The organism is uncultured Legionella sp., from assembly GCF_937871865.1.
Lineage (GTDB): Bacteria > Pseudomonadota > Gammaproteobacteria > Legionellales > Legionellaceae > Legionella.
On record NZ_CALMPD010000086.1, the window covers coordinates 1 to 18,226 of the forward strand.

An 18,226-nucleotide genomic window follows, 5' to 3' on the forward strand; every position below is an offset into this window, starting at 1 on the left:
CAGGTGTTTATAGTGTTTGCTGGCTCATTACACAATTTAACTGTCTTCATTATTGTAACCCTTGTGATTATATTATTGGGCAGCATTTTTGTAGCGCTGAAATTCAACCCGGATCAATATCCTAAAACACGAGTGAGTGTTTTTTTCTCCGCTCTTGCCAGCGTCGCTATTTTTCTTGTAGCAATCAATATTGTCCTGACGTCATTATCTTTTGAATATAACGCGGCTTATACTCGTCTCCACCAAACGAAAGCATCCATTGATAAATTGTGGTTGTATCCAAACCAAATTATCACTAATAGCCATAATATACGTCCTGAGTTTCTCGCAGGATTTTATCCCGCCAATATTAAGCTCTATAATCAGGCTCATGCGGGAGACAGTAAAACCCCACAATCCATTCAAGGCATTGCAGAAGAACAATATATTTCTAACTTACTAATCCAAACATGGGAAGACTTCCTAAACCAAAGAAAATTTGACTCAACAGAGGTAAGCACATGGATTAAATCCTTTCTCACCTGGGCGCAAAATCCTTATTTCAAAGAATATTATGAATTAGTCAAGTTTCAATATGAGAAACCAACCATTGAATTTGCTAACGTTTTATTTGAATATGCTTCGGGCATCCCAGTTCCAACAAGAGACACCACGATATATCAAAAAACGGCACAGCAAATGCTGCACGATGAGAGATTAAAGAAAATATTCTCTTTATCAAAAACGGCTAGTTAAAAGAATCGAGCATGGTCCGATAGTGTTCTTCCTGAAAACCTAATGCGATGGTTTTACCATGATTCACTAAAACAGGCCGCTTAATGAGTGATGGATTTCCAATAATAAAGTTTATTTGATCCGCCCGGCTCAATGCTTCGTACTGGTCTTTGTATTTTCGGTACGTCGTTCCTTTTTTATTAACAGGAAGCTCACCGGTATATTCACTCCACGCCTCTATTTGCGCGGTTGTTGGCGGTGTTTTTTTAAAATCAATAAACTCATAATCAATTTTATTCGCCTCCAGAAAATTTCGCGCTTTTTTTACCGTATCACAATTAGGAATAGCAAACATTAAAATCATTTTAATCCAAAAAAGTTCTGCTGCAGTTACATGAAATGTTTATTTTATAGGTTGTATAGACGTCTTGCAAAGATGTATGGACGGTCATTATGAGACAATTCTCGCCAAGGCAAAAATAACGACGAAACACATGGCAATAATCCAGCTTGTTTTATCCTTGAGAGCAAAAATAATCGGATCATCATGCATATTTCCACGATGAGCCAGCAACCAGGCTCTGGAAATCCAATAAAGCAATAAAGGACAAGCCAACCAAATGAATTTCGGCGATGAATACATTTGTGCTGTATGAACGTCTTGAATGTAAAGTGCCAAAACAAGAACAGAGATATATCCCGCACTAGTTCCCATATTGGATATTGTCTGCAGATCTTCATAGCTGTAATCTCGCCCATGAAGAGACATTTCTGGTCCACTGTTGTGAACCAACCGCAGCTCACTAAAACGTTTAATAAATGCTAATGAAGTGAACAGAAACATCGAAAAAGCAAGCAACCAAAATGATAGGGGTACAGGTATAGCAGCAGCTCCTGCAATAATTCGCAGTGTATACAGTGCTGCTAAAGTTAAAACATCCAATATAGGTTTTTGCTTCAACAGTGATGAATAAGCCAAGGTTAATAAATAATAGGTAGAGAGCACGATTAAAAATTTCAATGGCATAAGAAATACGGTCAATAGAAACGCACCCACTAAAAACATGGGCCAAACCACCCAGCCATACATCAAAGATAAATTTCCGGCAGCAAAAACACGATGCCGCTTACGTACATGAAGCCTGTCATCTGTAATATCAATCAAATCATTAAGTACATAGACACTGGACGCAGTCATGTTAAAAATGAAAAACGCAAAAAATACCACCATGAGGTTAGCGCTATCCGTATAGAGATGAGCAGTCACAAGAGGAATAAAGATCAACAGATTCTTCGTCCACTGGTAAGGACGAAGCGCATTAAATATGCTTTTAATCAATGAAGGCTTATTGTCTTCAAACACATGTACTGATTTGCCAGATTCCTTAAGCTCTTTAATTAAATGTGTTGAGGAACTGACCACATAAATGCATTCAGCAGATTGCCAAATCGGCAAATCATCAACACTATTGCCTACATAATCAAATCCAGACTCACCATATTTTTGTATTAAACAATCTCGTTTTTTTTCCGCTTTCAAATTAATGTCATCATCTGTTGCAAGCACCTCATCAAAAAGACAAAGATGTTTTGCCACTAATTGAGCGAGTATACTATGGCTTGCCGTGGCCAGAACCAGACGGCGCCCCGCCTTTTTTTGTTCCTGCAACCAGGAAAGAAGTACATCATTATATGGAAGGAGTGCGGGATCGATAGTAGCGAATTTGGCAAGATGGGCCTTAAGTGTGCTTTTTCCATGACCAAGCCAAACCAGGAGTTTAAACAGCTGAAATGGATGACGAATACTAAATTGATTTGCTGTTTCCCAAAGCAGATCTGTTTTTATCAGTGTACCATCCAGATCAACTACTAACGGTTTAGAATCCAAAACAACTCCTCATGAGTACAATTAATACCGGCCAATCCTGGAAAAACAATATAAAGAAACTATTTTTAAAACTCAACGCCTACTCAACACTTATTTGGTAATTTCATTTCTATTTGATGAACATGGAGCTTCGGCAATTGAACAACATCTGAAGTATATTTTTGATCAAAACCACACTATTGCTAGCAACGCAGAACATGCACTAATAAATAATGCACGGCTTGATATAAATAGCTTTAATCCGGAGTAAACATATTACCCGACTCTGGGGGTTGTGGTTTTTCTGATTGCCCTGACTGCTTTATATCATGTACCGCTTGTTTCATTTGCTTTTGAGAAGCTTGTTCCAAGACGTGTTGCGCAGCCACTCCAAGTGATGGGTTTTGTATTGGAAGAACAGTTGCTGCAACTTGAGGGGCTTCCAATTTGATTTTGGTAACGGCTTTATCTATGGCATCAATTAATATGGGGCTTTTAAATTTTTTATAATCAAGCCCAACTTTATCTCCAGTAAAAAGCGATTTACACGTAGTCTCAAATGCTTTATCGCATTTATGGCTTTTTAACCAAGACAGCAAAGCCTCTTCAGAAGTTAAATCCTCCTTTTTTAAAGTAGCAGGCAATTCCTGATTGTATGCATGCATCGCATTTGGCACTGAGGCATTTGCCAAAAACTGTGTTCTGTCTTTCGGAGGAGAGGATGCAAGAAAGCGATTTAAAGGCACCGCTTGAATTACCAAGTGCTCATTTTCATGCCCTTTACTTGACGGAGTTGTGATATTTCCTTTATCGAGTATTGTATGCATGCTGCTTGCCGGTGCAACAAAAACATGTAACGATTGGTCTGCGGTTTGTCCCTGGACTTCGATAAAATTATCCACATCCTGGCCCCCATCCCTACTTCACCGTCATTAAATTCCTGATAACGCTCAATATCATCTTGACTGAGATTATCTAATTGTTCGGCATTAAGTCTCGCGGGTAATCCATCTTGTTGTGCCAGTTCTTCTACACTTCGGCCATCCAACCTTTGACATACTCTTTCTTTCTGCGCTTCTCTGATGACACTCCTCATTGAAGGACGAGTTGCAGCAATAATTGCTTGTCTGATTTTTTCAAATCGATTAATCCATCTCATATAAGTCCCTATTATTCAGAATAAAGTTAATCCTTAACTTTATAAGTATAGTCAAATTACCTGATAATTATTTTTACAGATTTAGATGCAGTTCTTAAAGATACGGAAAGTGACTCATTAGACAGTTCCCCGCTTTAAGCTCACTCCATATAACTTAAATCCCAATCAATAGGTTCACGAGCGTTTGCTTTTAAAAAAGCATTTGCCTTTGAAAAATGACGGCAACCAAAAAAACCTTGATGTACAGAAAATGGTGATGGGTGGGCAGCAGTTAATACCAGATGTTTTTTATCATTAATCAAAACACCTTTATTTTTTGCATGAGCTCCCCATAATAAAAAGACTAATGGCTGCGGATGATTATTTAATTTGCGAATCACAGTGTCAGTAAAAGTAATCCAGCCTATTTTGGCGTGAGATTGGGGCGTATTCTGCTCTACACTCAAAGAGGTATTCAACAGCAAAACACCTTGCTTTGCCCATTTCTGCAAGCAACCATGGGCAGGAATAGGTAGATTTAAATCGGTTTCCAGTTCTTTAAAAATATTTTTCAAGGAGGGTGGCGGTTTTACACCGGGTTTTACAGAAAAAGACAAGCCATGAGCTTGCCCTGGACCATGATAAGGATCTTGTCCTAAAATAATCACTTTAACCTTATCATATGGAGTTTCTTTAAACGCATTAAACAGCTCATCCGATGCAGGATAAATGACTTTACCTACTTTAGCTTCCTCTGCGAGAAACTGCAGAATCGATTTGAAATAAGGCTGTTTTTTTTCATCGCCTAATATATCACTCCAGGTCGTTACAGAATCCGGCACAGCAGCTCACAGTTTTGTCATGAAGGGGAAAATCCTAGCATAGATGGGCAATGAAATAAATTATTCGTTTTTGATTTTCACGTCATCACAGGCTCCCCCCCCAGAAAATGACAAGAACTCTTCTCCAGTGAGAACAACCCGTTCAATTAAACAGATAAATATATTTATTTTCGCTCATCAGAGCGAAGAGAGACGGTAATTTTCTGGCCCGGAGTTCCAAACAAAGTAAGATAAGCCAGTCCTTCTCCTGATGGGAGAACAAGCTGGCTGTTGCCTTTTCCTTTTGCCAGGCTCTTGAATGTTGAATCATAAAGATGCCATGAATTATTAGTAGTGATCACTAAATGAACGGATTTATTGCCTTGTGCCACCGCACTCCATTCGGCATATCCCTTAGGGCCAATGGTCATTGTTTCAGTCTTATCCTGCGGCAACACCGGCACAGATGCAAGCAGCCGATGCATGTAGCTTCCAAACCGGGGCCACTCTTCACCAAGATAGTGTTTAAAAACAAGATCATCAAGATCGCGCCCTTCAAGTTGTGGAATCACAAGCATCATTCTCGCTTCACTGTCATTGAGAGAAGGATCAAGAATATGAAATTGTGTCGGCTCTGTTGGCGTATTAATGGCAATCAAGCCGGGTAACTCGGGTACTGTAGAAAGCCGTAATCGAGGATCCATTCCATTCCAGATGAGCTCATCTGGATGTTCGTTTACCACGAGCCATGTCAGCGGAAGCCTGGAACGCCAAACCGGTCAAAGCCCTGTCGCAGTTGACGTTATCTTTTGGGAAAAAACCATTGAATCAAGATAATGGCCATAACCAGCCGGAGCCGATTTTATGATATATTGAGTAGGTTTTCCCTGAAGCTCAGCCTCAGCAACTTTGAATGCATTTAAAGGATTTTGCTTACTGGCAAACCATCCCCCTTCAGTGTAGTTCATTATTGGACCAGCCGGAATGAATCCAGTGCCAGAAAGGATAAACGCCTGGACAGCTCTGTTGGTTTTTGTTAAAAACTGCAAAATGAATGAAGACGAAGCATATTCGCCATCGAGTTTTGTCGTTTGCTCATTAGGGATGGATTTTTTTTGAATGCTCTCACTTGTCAGTGGAGAGGGAAATGTCGCAAGCTTCCCATTCTCGGCCAATGCACGAAGCAGTATTCGCTCCGCAAGAGCAGTAGCTTGTCCTGAACCAAAGCCAGAAGCGCCAATCACGATGATACCAAGCCCCGCTTTGGGGGAAACAATAAGTGCTGAGCCGTAATCACTACTATCACCACCTTTGGCCCATCCATCAAATCCTACCGCCAAAAGTCCGGGTTGAGATACGCTATCCCACCCTAATCCATAAGCCCATGCATTACTGTGGACAGGTTTAAACGTGTTTTGAGTTTGATCTACTGCCATGTTGTTTATTGCTGTATTGGAAAGTAGACGCGTTGTTCCTTTTGTTCCATTATTAAGGAACAGCATGGCAATACTGGCCATATCTTTTGCTGTACTATAAACCCCACCAGATGCAAATGCATTGAGAAATTCCTAGGGTTTCACTGTTCCATTTACAACAGCCTTAGCATAAGAGCCATCAGGAAATACATGAGTAGGATAAAAAGTGTTTTGCATTTCAAGGGGAATCAAAATTTCATCGCGCACAAATTGAGCGTAAGGCTTGCCTGTCGTTGCTTCTATGAGTGCTTCAACCACAGTAAAACCATCATTGCAATAAACATTCATATAACCCGGAGGGGCCTTGAGCCGTGACATTGATAGTGTGTGCAAAACCTGCTTGAAGTATTCAGGCATGGGAGAGCGTATATCAGCATTGCGATAATCTGTTCCAGGAAATCCGGATGAATGATTTAGAAGCATGCGAACGGTAATATTTTTATATTCAGGCGACTCCATTTTGAAATGAGGCACATAGGTTGTCAGCGGTGCATCAAGATCAATAACGCCTTGATCGACAAGCTTCATCACAGCGATCGTCGCAAACATTTTACTGACCGACCCAATACCAAACATAGTGGTATCAGAAGGAGACTGTCCGGTTACTGGGTCAGCCACTCCAAAACTTTGGCTCCAAATAATATGCTCAGCATCCACCAAAGCTATCGTTATCGCAGAGGCTCCTTGCTGTTCAATAATCGCGTGAGCCGCATCCCTGCCTTCTTGAATTGCTGCAGTATAGGCAGCTGATTTTGCGATGCAAAAATCAAGGAACAATATCATCATGATAACCGTAAGAAGCAAAACCCGGCTTAATTTATATAACATGCTCATGAACATATTCCCGCGTTTTTTTTAGATGCATACAGAGAGCATAGCGTACCGCATTTAATTACGCGAATCCAAAATCATGTATTCAAATGGCTAACAATTTCATCAGGATATCCAGCGACATGCTCGCAAAAAGAGTGTGCTGAGGTTATTCTGAATATATTTAACATTCGAATGTTCTGCTTTGAAGGGACATTAATTAGTGTAAAAAGTTCCGTTATTGGAATATTGCATGACTTACTAATATACTCTTATTTTACAATATGGTTAGCACGCATAATTATAACTTATTTTGAGGCTATCGAAGAATTTATTAAATTTAGTTTTGACCAAGGTTGATACGGCAATTATAAAGAGATTCGAATGACCAATGACAGGCCGAAGATAGAAAAAAAATTAATGCAAAAAACCCTTGCTGATCGAGTAATGCTACTCAATGAAAATTTACTCTTAAGCATTCCAGCCAATTTCATTTGTTTCTTAATCGTTTTTGTTGGACTTTATAACAAGATAAATAACACCTACCTTACTCTATGGTTTATAGCAGCACTCATTACCTTTGTCTTGCACTGCAGTGCATTTATCATTAATCGTATCCATTCATTACCACCAGCATCTTATTTAAGTGTTCTAATTGGGCTGGCAATCAGTTATGGTGTGCTTTGGGGCATATCGGGTTCACTACTCATGCCTCAGGACAATTTGCTCTATCAAATGCTGATCATCATTATTTGTACAGGTGTTGCATCAGGAGGGTTGCATACCCTTCAACCGAATATGGCAGCAAGCACTTCGTTTTTAATTTTACTCATTGTACCGCTGAGTGCCTGGCTATTCTTACAAAATGCGCCGACCTATTTTTTACTGGGAACTGCCTTATTGATTTATTTATGCTTTGTATTGATGGTCTCCTGGAGAGGTAACAGACTCCTCAATACCAATTTTAAATTACGTTATAAAAATTTAGACCTGGTGAATCGATTGGTTATTAATAATTCCATTTTAGAAGAAAGCGAATCTCGCTTTCGTGCTGCATTTGATTCTGCAGCGATTGGTATGGCAATAGTTTCTTTAGAAGGAAGATGGTTAAAGGTAAATCAATCTCTTTGCCAAATCATTGAGTATACCGAAGACGAATTGTTAAAAATAGATTTCCAAAGCATCACTCATCCCGATGAGTTAGAACTGGATTTAAATTATGTTCGCCAATTATTAGATGGAGAAATTAGTTCCTACCATATGGAAAAACGCTATATCAAAAAAAATGGGAACGTCATATGGATTTTACTTAGTGGCTCATTAATACGAAACACAGAAAACATCCCCCTCTATTTTATAGGACAAATTCAAAATATTGATGCTCAGAAAAATGCCGAACAAGAATTAAAGTACATAGCCTATCACGATGTCTTAACGGGATTGGCGAATAGAAAGCAGTTGGATGAATCATTTCAACTCGCCCTGTCCTATGCAAAGCGACACCAAAATCAGATCACCGTTTTATTTATGGACTTAGATCATTTTAAAAAAATTAATGATACTTTGGGGCACGATATAGGTGATCTCTTACTTGTAGAAATAGGTCAGCGCTTAAAAGCAACGATACGCTCAACGGATATACTTAGCCGGCAAGGCGGTGATGAATTCATCATCGTGCTCACTGAGCTCACAAATATTTCTCAAATGATAGAAGCAACTAAAAAGATTTTAACGGCCATAGCAAAACCATTAGCAATAAAGTCACACCATATTTCAGTTACAGGCAGCATAGGCATCAGCGTTTATCCTAAAGACGGGCAAGATTTAAATAGGTTGATTAAACAAGCTGATAAAGCATTATATGCCGTAAAATCGGAAGGAAAAAATAATTTTAAATTCATTTAGCCAGAGCTACTGACAAATCACTCATATGTCCTGAAAAGCATAATCATTCAACACTTTTCCAATAATTTTCTGAATTAAAACGCTCCAGTAGAAAATCAATAAATAGTCTGACTTTATAGGGCAGATAACGTTGGCTCGGATAAGCAGCATGGATATTAATGTTGTGCTCGCAATAATTATCTAAAATACTAAGAAGTTTGCCCGTCTTAATTTCTTCTGTAACCATAAAACTGGATAATTTGACCAACCCAACACCAGCAATTGCTGCCTTTACTAAACCTTGATTGCTATTAATCCGCAGATTTCCAGACACAGGAATAATCAATTTCTCTTTATTGTTATAAAAGCGCCACTCATGTTTTTGGCCAAGACCTAATGAGTTTCCAGGTTCAGATTGATAAATGAGGCAGTTATGTTTCGTTAAGTCATCAGGAATATCTGGCATCCCAAATCGCTCAAAATATTTAGGAGCTCCATAAATACCACTATTACGAACAGCAATTTTCCGAGATTTCAATAAGGAGGTATCGGGTAAATCATTAATAAAAATTGCCAGATCCAGTCCTTTATAAATAAAACTCGCATAATGACTTCCCAAAATCAGTTCAATTTTTATTTCAGGATATAGAAACAGAAACTCATTAATTGCCGGTATCAGATGTACTTGGCCAAAGCTTCTGGGAGCGTTGATTCGAAGAAGCCCAGATGGAATCTGGTGTTGCTGTAATACTTTATCAGCGGCTTCATTTATTTCTGATTTTATTCGTTTGCAATGCTCATAAAAGAGCTCACCACTTTCCGTTAAACTCATAGTACGTGTGGTTCTTTGGATCAACTGCACACGCAGCTGGCTTTCCAACCGGCTGATTCGTTTACTAATAACGGAAGGAGAGAGAAACAATTTCTTAGCCGCAGCAGCGAAACTCCCCTCTTCTGCAACGCTTATAAAGACCAATGCATCACTAATTATAAAGTCAGCCATTTATATACTCATTCACATTAATGCAAATAATGCATCAATGTGTTTCCACAATTAGTCATTGTTTATTATTTTATATCAATTTACTATGCGCGCCAAATGATTCTCCTGCTTTCATTAAGGAAAAAGGAAGCTCAGAGTGGTCGATTACCAATCACCAACAGGGTTGATTTAATGGGGCTAATATTAAAAGAAGAAAAAAATTCGTCGGAAAAAGAGTTAAATATCAAGAGCAACATCACTGACAACTATAAGGCTCGGTATGTTGAATTAGCCAAACCCATGGGAGGTGCCATAGCTCTGGCTATTTATTATTTACTTGGAGATGTTAATGACGACCCGGATATAAAGATAAAATGGAGCAATGCCATAGCTCCCTTTATTTGCTGGATATTAGGAGAACAAATAAGTCACCGCATTTGTGTTTACTTTAATTTATACACTAGACCTGATTCCAAGAATCCCTTGTACCGCAATTTGAAAACGCTCTCAAGCTTAGGTTCTGCTCTAGGCGTTATTATTGCATCACTTAGCACTTCTTTAGCAGAGCGAAAATTATCCATTTCTTTATACAGCATGCTTATGGCCACTATTATGGGCTTATTTGCTTTTATCATTCAACAATGTGGCGGAGATTATTCTTTATGGCAAGATGAAGCGCAATTAGGTACCGAAGGATGGTCTAAATACGCGAAAACAGCTCTCGTTTTAGGTGCATCGACAGGACAATTACTTGGTGGTATTACCTCGTATCTCAACAGTAACGATGCGGCAACAAGTATGGGACAAATAACCCTTTATAGTGCCATTGCTTCTGTAATCAGTTTTTTTGCAGTAATAGTATTAGTGCCCCTTATTAATTATTTAACCCGTAATAAAAATGAAGAAAAAGCAAAAGGCATATTAATGACCGATGATCGTGATCTATTTAATAATAATTACGTTCGTTCTGGTCTGACCTTAGGTACTGCTCTAGGAACTATTTTAGGAGGGCTTTTAGGTCCGACAATTGGTTCAGGACTGAATGTAGAAGTTGCTATTGCTATTAGCGCAAGCGCTTGTTCTATTATCGGAGGTATAGGTTTAGGTTTTTATGGTCAAAATCTGACGACTTATTTTGAGAAATATTGGGGTGTTTCACGTAGTACTGAAAACAGCTGGTCCTATGCAGCACGAAGCTCCTCTTATTTTTTTAGCTATGTAGGGATAGTTGCAGCCTATACACTTTGTCCAGGAGCGGCCCTCACGTATTCAACAATAATTGGCTCAGCGCTTGCGAGCTTACTTGGTTGGTTTACAGGTTTATTTATTATTTGGTTAGCACGCCAAATAGAACCTGACGAAACAAAAATGAGCGCGACAACTCTACCATGGACTCAGCGAGTCTCAAGTGGGACAACAACAGGAGCAATTATTGGGACTTTTGCAGGTTTAGCGGTAAGTTTTTTGGTTGGCGGGCCATTCACTTTGATAGGATGGTGTGTGCTTCTCAGTGCACTCGGTGGTATTATCGGGGGGATAAAAAATATTATTACTGATCCTGTTTTTTATCAATTAATGGGTAAAGTAACGTCACTATTCTGTGATGTAAGCAACCAGTCCAAACCAAATCAACCATCATTTAATGCAAACCAAACAGTTAATCGATACTCCTTCTTTTCTTACGAGACTAATAATACCCACGATTCAGAGATTATTAATTCATCTCAGCTACGTAATGACTTCTGAGATAGAAAGCCGCCTCATGAGCTCGCAATCCATGGTTTGGCTCAAAATTATATACACTCAATCCAGAATAAAATGTTATTTACATGAGAACAGCAAGCATAGATGGTGTATTTAAAATATCTCCCTTTTAATATTATAACATCCTTGTGTCCTTAAATTGATAACTATTTTTTCCATGGTGGTTGGACTCAATCCATTAGAACATCAGAGAAAAAAGAAAAAAATTAGTTTATTTTCATCTAAATATAAGAACCTAATAATGAACAATTTAAGCAATATTAATTCCAAAGCAATTGACAGCATCATTTTTGAAGAACTAAAATCACACGCTTTTTATTAAATACGATTAAAGTACAGGATGTGATATGAATGTTTACACGAGTTGATGAAAGGAAGGGATTAGTAAAATGTTTCTGGTCGGATATTCGCCAACGTATTGCACAAGTAGAACCCGCTTTTACCCATATTGTAGATCAGTTATCGCCGGATCAATCTTATCCTCTTTATATCGCTTATTATCCTTACGGTGATACTGATGCAGACACATACAGCTCCTTATTTCCAAATATAAATGGGAGCTATTACCGAATTACCGACCCGAATACTCCACCAGATGTTCTTAAGCATCTTGGATACAGTGCGAATGGAACACCTCTAGGTATGATTCTTGAGAAAGAACTTGAATGCTTTATCGACTTCAAAAATGAGCAAATTACCATTCCATGGCTCGTGTATAAACCAGGAGATATTTTTCCTCTCTCGACTGTTCTCAATAAAAGAACGAGTCATGTTTATACACCTAATGGATTATTGTCCTCAACAGCAGGTGCTCGTTCAACATTTATGTTGCCCAATATAGGTGCCACAGCAAATCATTCAAATTTACAGCGCGACTTCAATATTAAAAGTCGACCAGCAAAATCCCTATACGAACACTGGCATGTTTTTAAAGAAATAATTCACAGTAATGTAGTTAATGTCGATTGGCACTGCTGTATTGTGTATTTTTCGGAGAGCTGGTTAAACAGTTTACATAATGATGTTGCGTGGAAAACACTGAAGCAATATTTACATGAGTTGGCTTGGTATCGATATGAGTATGAACGCAACCGAATTTATTATGATATCACATTTTCAGTCATCCAAAAAAAACGTAATTTAAAACCCAATCCTTATCTGGTTGATACAGCAAAACATTTATTTGCCACGGCCTTAGGGGCCGCTCCTGGTTATGCTCCAGCAATAGATGATAATGCGTTACCTGCTGATGTGTTGCAACACGCTTTTGTGGAGTCTTATGGCTTAAAAAAATATACGCCAACCATAATGCAACCTAAGCATTTTAATTTTGAAACAGATTATTTCCCAATTTACTATTCACTACAGCATCCTGCTACTCGTGTATTTTCGCCAAGGTCACGACTAGCTTCCAGCACTATAAATGAAATGCGTGAATTAGAACACATCATGAATATTTTCATCGAAGAATTATCAAAAAATGGCGCATTATCTTCTGATACCGTTATAGGTCAAATAGCAAAATGGGTTAAATTCAGTTATTTTCATAACGCGACAGATAGCCATAACATCCTAAGAAATTCTCTTGAGCTGTTCAATAACGACTCTCGATTTAACGATACTACATGCCGCTCACCAGAAGCATTATTTGCAGCCGATGCTTCCTTCTTAAGAGGCTGTGTCAGTATAGGTGTAGCTGAAATACCAACACAGCAAGAAACACATTGTTCCAATGAGCATGCTGCAATACCAGAGTAAATCTCCTCCCCACCCCTGATAAATAAAGCCCCCTAACGCGGGTCCCATCACATTACTTACGGCAAAAGTCGCTTGAAATAAACCCAAGCTTTGACCCTTTTTTTGATTGCTGCTTTGTTCATAACATAACAGCTGCGCAGTAGAAATAAAGAGCATCTCCCCTGTAGTCCAAATAATGCAGGAGAAAATAGCCATAAAAAATACTGAAGAATAACTTAAAACCAGCATGCCCAAGCCCATTAATAAAGCCCCCACTCCAGTCACTAATAATTTATTTTGACTGGCAACCATAGTGGTCAACGGTGCTTGAAAAAGGACAATTAGGAAGGTATCTAAAATAAATAAAATACTGACCGCATTAACTCCTAAAGACGGGAATGATTCTTGAATATAAAGAGGATAAGTCGCACTTAGCTGTGCAATGATTAATCCTACAAAAAATACACATGAAATAACCAATAATAAGATTGGTTTAGATGCATTTGCAGAGCACTCATCATGTTGTTCTTTGCTTGGTAGAATGACATTAATACCAGCACTGTTTTGAAATAAAAGATAAAGCGCCATGCCTAAAAGCAATAAACCTGATAAATAAAAGATTGACTGGAATCCATAAGGGGTCATACCGACAATGAGAGCACCAGATAAACCTAAACCAAAATTAGCCGCGACATGGGAAATACTAATCGTTTTATAACGTAAATTGATATCATTGTTACACATACCAAGCATCCAAACATTATTGGATATTTTAAATCCATAAGCGGTAAATCCAAGCAAAAATAAATTAGCCATTAACAAAACGCCTGATTGCAAATAGGTTAAAAGAAAAAAAGCAACAGATTGCGCTAAAAGGCTAAAAATTGAAATAATTCTGGGAGGAAATCTGTCTGATAATTTGCCGGTAATAAGCCCACCCAAAACAGTACCTAAGCCGTAACAAGAGAGCAGTAATCCTGCGATAGATGGAGTAAAATGCCGAATAGTAACAAAGTAAAGCGATAGAAAAAAACAAATACCTATCGTCAATGTATTAAGACCAATTAATATAATACCTTGCCAGCAAAGCCTTGGTAACCCGTTATAGTTTGCTGCATATTTTCTAGCGAATGTTATTAAATAATCCGTCATGTTTATTTTAATCCTAAGGCGTTTACCAGTGTCTGATTGTAAAAAGCTTTTTTTACTGGAGGAATGTACAGGGTTGAAAGGGAGGATAATTGAATGTCTGGTAAATACTGTAACTGTGTTCTGATTATTTTAGGTTCAAAGCCAGGGTACTGAGCAGCCTCATAAATAATAATTTCATCTACAGATTGATAAAAATGTATTAAATAATCCAACAAAAGCAAGATGCCTGTTTTTTTATTATTTGTTGATTCATGATCCATTATACCTATGGCATCAATTTGCCATAGAATCAAATGAGATGAAGCATCAAATTGCCGCTGGTAAATGAGAAAATCCGTTGCTTCGAACGATTGACAGCCAGAAGAACCGGGATCTATTAACAGATCAGCAAAAAGGCAGGCTTCTGCAGATATAGCCGGCAGCATTTTTGCAAAATACCCCTTTTCTTGTGCTCGTTTCACTGCATCCAGCCCTGGTTTGGAAAAAACACCCGGATGGCCATATAGTGCGAAACATACATGCTTTTTTTGATAAAGATGCTCTAAAACATAATTGCTAATGCACTGATAAGCTTCCGCACGAAGAGAAGAAGAATGATATAAGAAGTCCAATGATTCTGTGTTTTTATTCTGTTTTTGTATCCATGATTTAAGAACAGGATCATTGACGAGATAAAGGACGAGATCAGACTGCTGTATATTAGTAATTGCTTCTGTAGTTAAATGAGAAAAAAACTTAATCCCACACCCAACAACAATTAATGAAGATTCATCAGCATTTATTTGCATGTCGAATACAACAACTTAGTAACAATTTAAAGATCAAAAATGGTAGTTCGATCAGCTGGTCTTGCCTTTTCATTGAAAAGAGCTTTTAGAGAAGCAGCATCTTCATTTGCAAATATACGCTGCAATTCAATCGCATCTTCGTTAAATAATTCATTAAGATTTACTTTATGGTGAGCAGTCCTGGCCAGTTGCTCAAAAATGGTTACTATGCTCATACAACAGATCCTTCATTGCTGAAAATTTGATTTTAACATAGGGTTATGGTTGTTGAAATACGAAAGGATTTAATGGGCCAGAACAAATTGTCGCGCCAAGGTAAAAGTGGAGTGGTGGAAATCGAACCTGCTACCACCACTGTTAATCTTTTCATGAAATAAAATCAAAGACTATCAAAAACCACACCGATTCTGAGCTATCTTCTACCTGCAAAATGCATCAAGTTGTCTTTCATAGTATGAAATTGTCTGCAAATGGTGTCGATAGCTTTTATTACATAGTAAAGCTGGCTTGATTCAGTTCTTTTGCAGATAGTTGTTCCTTTTCTTGCTTATTTAATTGCGCAATAAAACTTGGTATGTCAAAAATCGAATGATTTTTATCTATTAACATGGTATAGATTCCTGCTCGTTTAGCACCCTCTACATGCTGAGCAGTATCATCAACAAACAAGGTTTCACTTGCTTTCAAATTATGGTTTTTTAAAATTTGCTCGAAAGATTCTTTATGAGGTTTTCGCATGCCCAAAGTATGTGAGTAGTACTCTTTATCAAAACACCCTGTAAAGTCATTTACTTCAGTTGTTTTTTGACAAATTTCAAATACTTTTTTTAAGTGGATGCCATTTGTATTACTAAAAAGAAAAGTAGCAAAACCTTCGTGACGAAGCCGTTTAATAAACTCTAATCGTTCCTTAGGCAAGTCTAAAAGCATTGCATTCCATGCTACGTCAAATTGCTCATCTTCCATAGGCAAATCTAATTCTTCTATCAACCCTTTTCGAAATGCTTGATCATCAATTTGTCCTGTTTCATAACGGTCAAAAAGATTTGACTGTTTGAATTGAGAATAAATTTTATCAAAATCATGTCCTCCCAGAGACTTAAATGCTTCCACAGTAAGTACATAATTAATGTTAATAATCACACCACCTAAATCAAAAATTATTGCTTTAATAGTCATATTTTATAGTTTTTTATTTATTTATTTGGATTGTATCATTTATTACCAATAAAAAAACCTGCAGTATATGTATACAAAACGCTCTCTGATAATTAGAGAAGCAGCATAAAAGATTAAAATCAGATGAATGTGATTGTTTCGTTATACATTGGTCTTGCAACGCATGACCTACTCTAAAAAATTATCAGATACAATAAGTTAGGGCTTGCTCTCAATTTAAAGCCATTAATTGAGGACATGCCCTAATCGCTCTTAGTAAGATGTTTTTGGAAGTCTATGTGGGGCGGCGTCCATAACATTGGCCATCTAATTGATTGATAATAAATAATTATTTCAATGTGGCTTTTGAAAAAGCCCCCAAATAGGCCCCACTTTATCGAGTGTTACTCTTGGAATTGAACCGAGTCCCGTCAGTTTTCTGTTCTTCTGTTCGCGAACAGCGAACGCATGTGATATACTTTATTTATATCATTTAGAGAATAATACCATGTTAAAGTCACAGGATTGCGTTGTATTAATAAAACTATTGGCAAATATCGGTAGTGACTTATCTCAGCGACAACTATCTGCTGCATTAGGTATTAGCTTAGCTGAGGTTAATGCTGGAATAAAGCGACTAGAAGAAGCGGGGTTATTGAGGAAAGACAAACAAGGCAAACTTTTCCCTAATGTTCATGCAGCAGAAGAGTTTTTAATACACTCAATCAAATTCCTCTTTCCAGTAAAATTAGGTGAATATACTCGCGGTACTCCCGCAGCAATTGCCGCCCCCATGTTTCGCGATAAAATCGCCTTGGGTAATGACCCTATTCCCGTTTGGCCTGATGCGATGGGAGAGGAGCGAGGTGTTGCGTTATTACCTATTCACCCTAATTTATCAAGAACGTTACGAGCAAACCCTGACTCTGCCTTCCATGAATTACTTGTTCTAATTGATGTCATGCGTTCGGGGCGTCCACGTGAGCGTAACCTTGCAGCAGAACTTTTGAAGGAAAAATTAAATCATGCTGGATAATAATGTGAAATTGGCAAATCTAAGAATGTTAGAATTTGTCGCAACAAAATTAGGTGATATTCGAAATGATGTTGTTTTCCTTGGAGGATGTACCACTGGGTTATTCCTCTCAGATCCTCTAGTACCAGATGTACGCTATACGCTTGACGTCGATTGTATCGTGGATGTTATTTCCAGGAATCAATACTACCAGTTAGAGAAAAAACTTAACAAACAAGGCTTCAAGAAATCCATAACAGAAGATGTCATTTGTCGTTGGTTTTATGATGATGTCATTCTTGATGTGATGCCCACTGATGAAACAATTTTAGGTTTTGGAAATCGTTGGTATAAACAGGCAATTGAGTTCTCAAATCTCTATTCATTGACTGACAATCTTGAAATTCGAGTTATTACAGCCCCTTATTTTTTAGCAACCAAATTTGAAGCCTTTAAAACAAGAGGCAAAATGGATTTTTACGCCAGTCATGATTTTGAGGATATTGTATCAGTGCTGGATGGACGTAATGAAATAGTAGATGAAATTAAAAACGCTGATTCAACCCTACAAGAATATTTGATTAAATCACTACAAGAGATCATGACCTCCCCATTATTTAAAGGCGCCATTCCTGGTCATTTTTCTCAATACGGCAGTCTTGTTAATGATCGGATTGAACTGCTCGAGCAAAAATTAACTTCTATACAGAGTACCTAACATGAAACTGGCATGGTTAACCGATGTTCATTTAAATTTCCTTGATGCAGATGAACGCAAAAAATTTTACCAAGAAATTACTAAATCAAATGGAATAATGGAAGGCTTCCATCGAAAGATGAAACTAATACAACGAAGGGCATATGGATTTAGGAATTTTGAAAATTATAGAGTCCGTGTTAAGGTGCTCTGCGGATGATTAA

Annotated in this window: 17 protein-coding genes and 2 pseudogenes; 7 read left to right on the forward strand and 12 right to left on the reverse strand. The window is 37.9% G+C overall.

Annotated features, from left to right (window positions below):
* On the forward strand, window positions 1-735 hold a 735-nt coding region (locus Q0495_RS04980; protein ID WP_298623765.1), incomplete at its 5' end, for a hypothetical protein.
* On the opposite strand, the gene Q0495_RS04985 is transcribed toward Q0495_RS04980, so the two are convergent.
* The 7 genes and pseudogenes from Q0495_RS04985 to Q0495_RS05015 form a co-directional block, all read right to left on the reverse strand.
* A complete protein-coding gene (locus tag Q0495_RS04985) occupies window positions 728-1,078 on the reverse strand; it encodes an arsenate reductase family protein (protein WP_298623767.1) in 351 nt (116 codons plus the stop codon). The genes Q0495_RS04980 and Q0495_RS04985 overlap by 8 nt on opposite strands.
* Before the next feature lie 87 nt (window positions 1,079-1,165).
* Window positions 1,166-2,602 (reverse strand): UbiA family prenyltransferase, encoded by a 1,437-nt coding sequence (locus tag Q0495_RS04990; protein WP_298623769.1) that lies wholly within the window; start codon window positions 2,600-2,602, stop codon window positions 1,166-1,168.
* 236 nt (window positions 2,603-2,838) lie between these two features.
* Window positions 2,839-3,408, reverse strand: coding sequence for a hypothetical protein (locus Q0495_RS04995; protein WP_298623772.1), 570 nt, complete (start codon window positions 3,406-3,408; stop codon window positions 2,839-2,841).
* Entirely contained in the window at window positions 3,336-3,740 is a 405-nt protein-coding gene (locus Q0495_RS05000) for a hypothetical protein (RefSeq protein WP_298623774.1), read from the reverse strand. Before Q0495_RS05000 ends, Q0495_RS04995 begins: the two co-directional genes overlap by 73 nt.
* A gap of 140 nt (window positions 3,741-3,880) precedes the next feature.
* Window positions 3,881-4,561 (reverse strand): uracil-DNA glycosylase, encoded by a 681-nt coding sequence (gene ung / locus Q0495_RS05005; protein WP_298623777.1) that lies wholly within the window; start codon window positions 4,559-4,561, stop codon window positions 3,881-3,883.
* 164 nt (window positions 4,562-4,725) lie between these two features.
* Window positions 4,726-5,244 (reverse strand): hypothetical protein, encoded by a 519-nt coding sequence (locus Q0495_RS05010; protein ID WP_298623779.1) that lies wholly within the window; start codon window positions 5,242-5,244, stop codon window positions 4,726-4,728.
* A 75-nt stretch (window positions 5,245-5,319) separates the two neighbouring features.
* A pseudogene (locus Q0495_RS05015) lies at window positions 5,320-6,855 on the reverse strand (serine hydrolase domain-containing protein).
* A gap of 354 nt (window positions 6,856-7,209) precedes the next feature.
* On the opposite strand from Q0495_RS05015, the gene Q0495_RS05020 reads away from it, so the two are divergent.
* On the forward strand, window positions 7,210-8,730 hold the full coding sequence (locus tag Q0495_RS05020; RefSeq protein ID WP_298623781.1) for a sensor domain-containing diguanylate cyclase: 1,521 nt from the start codon (window positions 7,210-7,212) through the stop codon (window positions 8,728-8,730).
* Between the two features lie 43 nt (window positions 8,731-8,773).
* On the opposite strand, the gene Q0495_RS05025 is transcribed toward Q0495_RS05020, so the two are convergent.
* Entirely contained in the window at window positions 8,774-9,712 is a 939-nt protein-coding gene (locus Q0495_RS05025; RefSeq protein ID WP_298623783.1) for a LysR family transcriptional regulator, read from the reverse strand.
* Between the two features lie 96 nt (window positions 9,713-9,808).
* Here Q0495_RS05025 and Q0495_RS05030 point away from each other — a divergent pair, with 96 nt between their 5' ends.
* Both Q0495_RS05030 and Q0495_RS05035 read left to right on the forward strand, forming a co-directional pair.
* A complete protein-coding gene (locus Q0495_RS05030; protein WP_298623785.1) occupies window positions 9,809-11,437 on the forward strand; it encodes a hypothetical protein in 1,629 nt (542 codons plus the stop codon).
* Window positions 11,438-11,806: 369 nt separating this feature from the next.
* Window positions 11,807-13,213, forward strand: coding sequence for a hypothetical protein (locus Q0495_RS05035; protein WP_298623788.1), 1,407 nt, complete (start codon window positions 11,807-11,809; stop codon window positions 13,211-13,213).
* Here Q0495_RS05035 and Q0495_RS05040 read toward each other — a convergent pair.
* From Q0495_RS05040 to Q0495_RS05055, 4 genes are all read right to left on the reverse strand, one after another.
* Entirely contained in the window at window positions 13,124-14,344 is a 1,221-nt protein-coding gene (locus tag Q0495_RS05040) for an MFS transporter (protein WP_298623789.1), read from the reverse strand. The two genes, Q0495_RS05035 and Q0495_RS05040, sit on opposite strands and share 90 nt — an antisense overlap.
* 2 nt (window positions 14,345-14,346) lie before the next feature.
* Window positions 14,347-15,132 (reverse strand): SAM-dependent methyltransferase, encoded by a 786-nt coding sequence (locus Q0495_RS05045; protein WP_298623791.1) that lies wholly within the window; start codon window positions 15,130-15,132, stop codon window positions 14,347-14,349.
* Window positions 15,133-15,158: 26 nt separating this feature from the next.
* Complete coding sequence (locus Q0495_RS05050; RefSeq protein ID WP_298623793.1) at window positions 15,159-15,347, reverse strand: hypothetical protein; 189 nt, start codon at window positions 15,345-15,347, stop codon at window positions 15,159-15,161.
* A gap of 274 nt (window positions 15,348-15,621) precedes the next feature.
* Window positions 15,622-16,311, reverse strand: a complete 690-nt coding sequence (locus Q0495_RS05055) for an HAD family phosphatase (RefSeq protein ID WP_298623796.1) — start codon at window positions 16,309-16,311, stop codon at window positions 15,622-15,624.
* 487 nt (window positions 16,312-16,798) lie between these two features.
* Between Q0495_RS05055 and Q0495_RS05060 the strand changes: the two genes are divergently transcribed.
* The 3 genes and pseudogenes from Q0495_RS05060 to Q0495_RS05070 all read left to right on the forward strand — a co-directional run.
* On the forward strand, window positions 16,799-17,326 hold the full coding sequence (locus tag Q0495_RS05060) for a winged helix-turn-helix transcriptional regulator (RefSeq protein WP_298623799.1): 528 nt from the start codon (window positions 16,799-16,801) through the stop codon (window positions 17,324-17,326).
* Window positions 17,316-18,023: a hypothetical protein gene (locus tag Q0495_RS05065; protein WP_298623801.1), complete on the forward strand. Its 708-nt coding sequence runs from the start codon at window positions 17,316-17,318 to the stop codon at window positions 18,021-18,023. The genes Q0495_RS05060 and Q0495_RS05065 overlap by 11 nt, the downstream gene beginning before the upstream one ends.
* Window positions 18,024-18,102: 79 nt before the next feature.
* A pseudogene (locus Q0495_RS05070) lies at window positions 18,103-18,222 on the forward strand (transposase); the annotation flags it as partial.
* Window positions 18,223-18,226: the final 4 nt, after the last annotated feature.

Bases quoted from the DNA above. Each gene is read 5' to 3' on its own strand.
- Q0495_RS04985 (WP_298623767.1), bottom strand. From the start codon at position 1,078: ATGATTTTAATGTTTGCTATTCCTAATTGTGATACGGTAAAAAAAGCG.
- Q0495_RS04995 (WP_298623772.1), bottom strand. From the start codon at position 3,408: ATGCATACAATACTCGATAAAGGAAATATCACAACTCCGTCAAGTAAA.
- Q0495_RS05000 (WP_298623774.1), bottom strand. From the start codon at position 3,740: ATGAGATGGATTAATCGATTTGAAAAAATCAGACAAGCAATTATTGCT.
- Q0495_RS05010 (WP_298623779.1), bottom strand. From the start codon at position 5,244: ATGGATCCTCGATTACGGCTTTCTACAGTACCCGAGTTACCCGGCTTG.
- Q0495_RS05020 (WP_298623781.1), top strand. From the start codon at position 7,210: ATGACCAATGACAGGCCGAAGATAGAAAAAAAATTAATGCAAAAAACC.
- Q0495_RS05025 (WP_298623783.1), bottom strand. From the start codon at position 9,712: ATGGCTGACTTTATAATTAGTGATGCATTGGTCTTTATAAGCGTTGCA.
- Q0495_RS05030 (WP_298623785.1), top strand. From the start codon at position 9,809: ATGATTCTCCTGCTTTCATTAAGGAAAAAGGAAGCTCAGAGTGGTCGA.
- Q0495_RS05035 (WP_298623788.1), top strand. From the start codon at position 11,807: ATGTTTACACGAGTTGATGAAAGGAAGGGATTAGTAAAATGTTTCTGG.
- Q0495_RS05040 (WP_298623789.1), bottom strand. From the start codon at position 14,344: ATGACGGATTATTTAATAACATTCGCTAGAAAATATGCAGCAAACTAT.
- Q0495_RS05045 (WP_298623791.1), bottom strand. From the start codon at position 15,132: ATGCAAATAAATGCTGATGAATCTTCATTAATTGTTGTTGGGTGTGGG.
- Q0495_RS05050 (WP_298623793.1), bottom strand. From the start codon at position 15,347: ATGAGCATAGTAACCATTTTTGAGCAACTGGCCAGGACTGCTCACCAT.
- Q0495_RS05055 (WP_298623796.1), bottom strand. From the start codon at position 16,311: ATGACTATTAAAGCAATAATTTTTGATTTAGGTGGTGTGATTATTAAC.
- Q0495_RS05060 (WP_298623799.1), top strand. From the start codon at position 16,799: ATGTTAAAGTCACAGGATTGCGTTGTATTAATAAAACTATTGGCAAAT.
- Q0495_RS05065 (WP_298623801.1), top strand. From the start codon at position 17,316: ATGCTGGATAATAATGTGAAATTGGCAAATCTAAGAATGTTAGAATTT.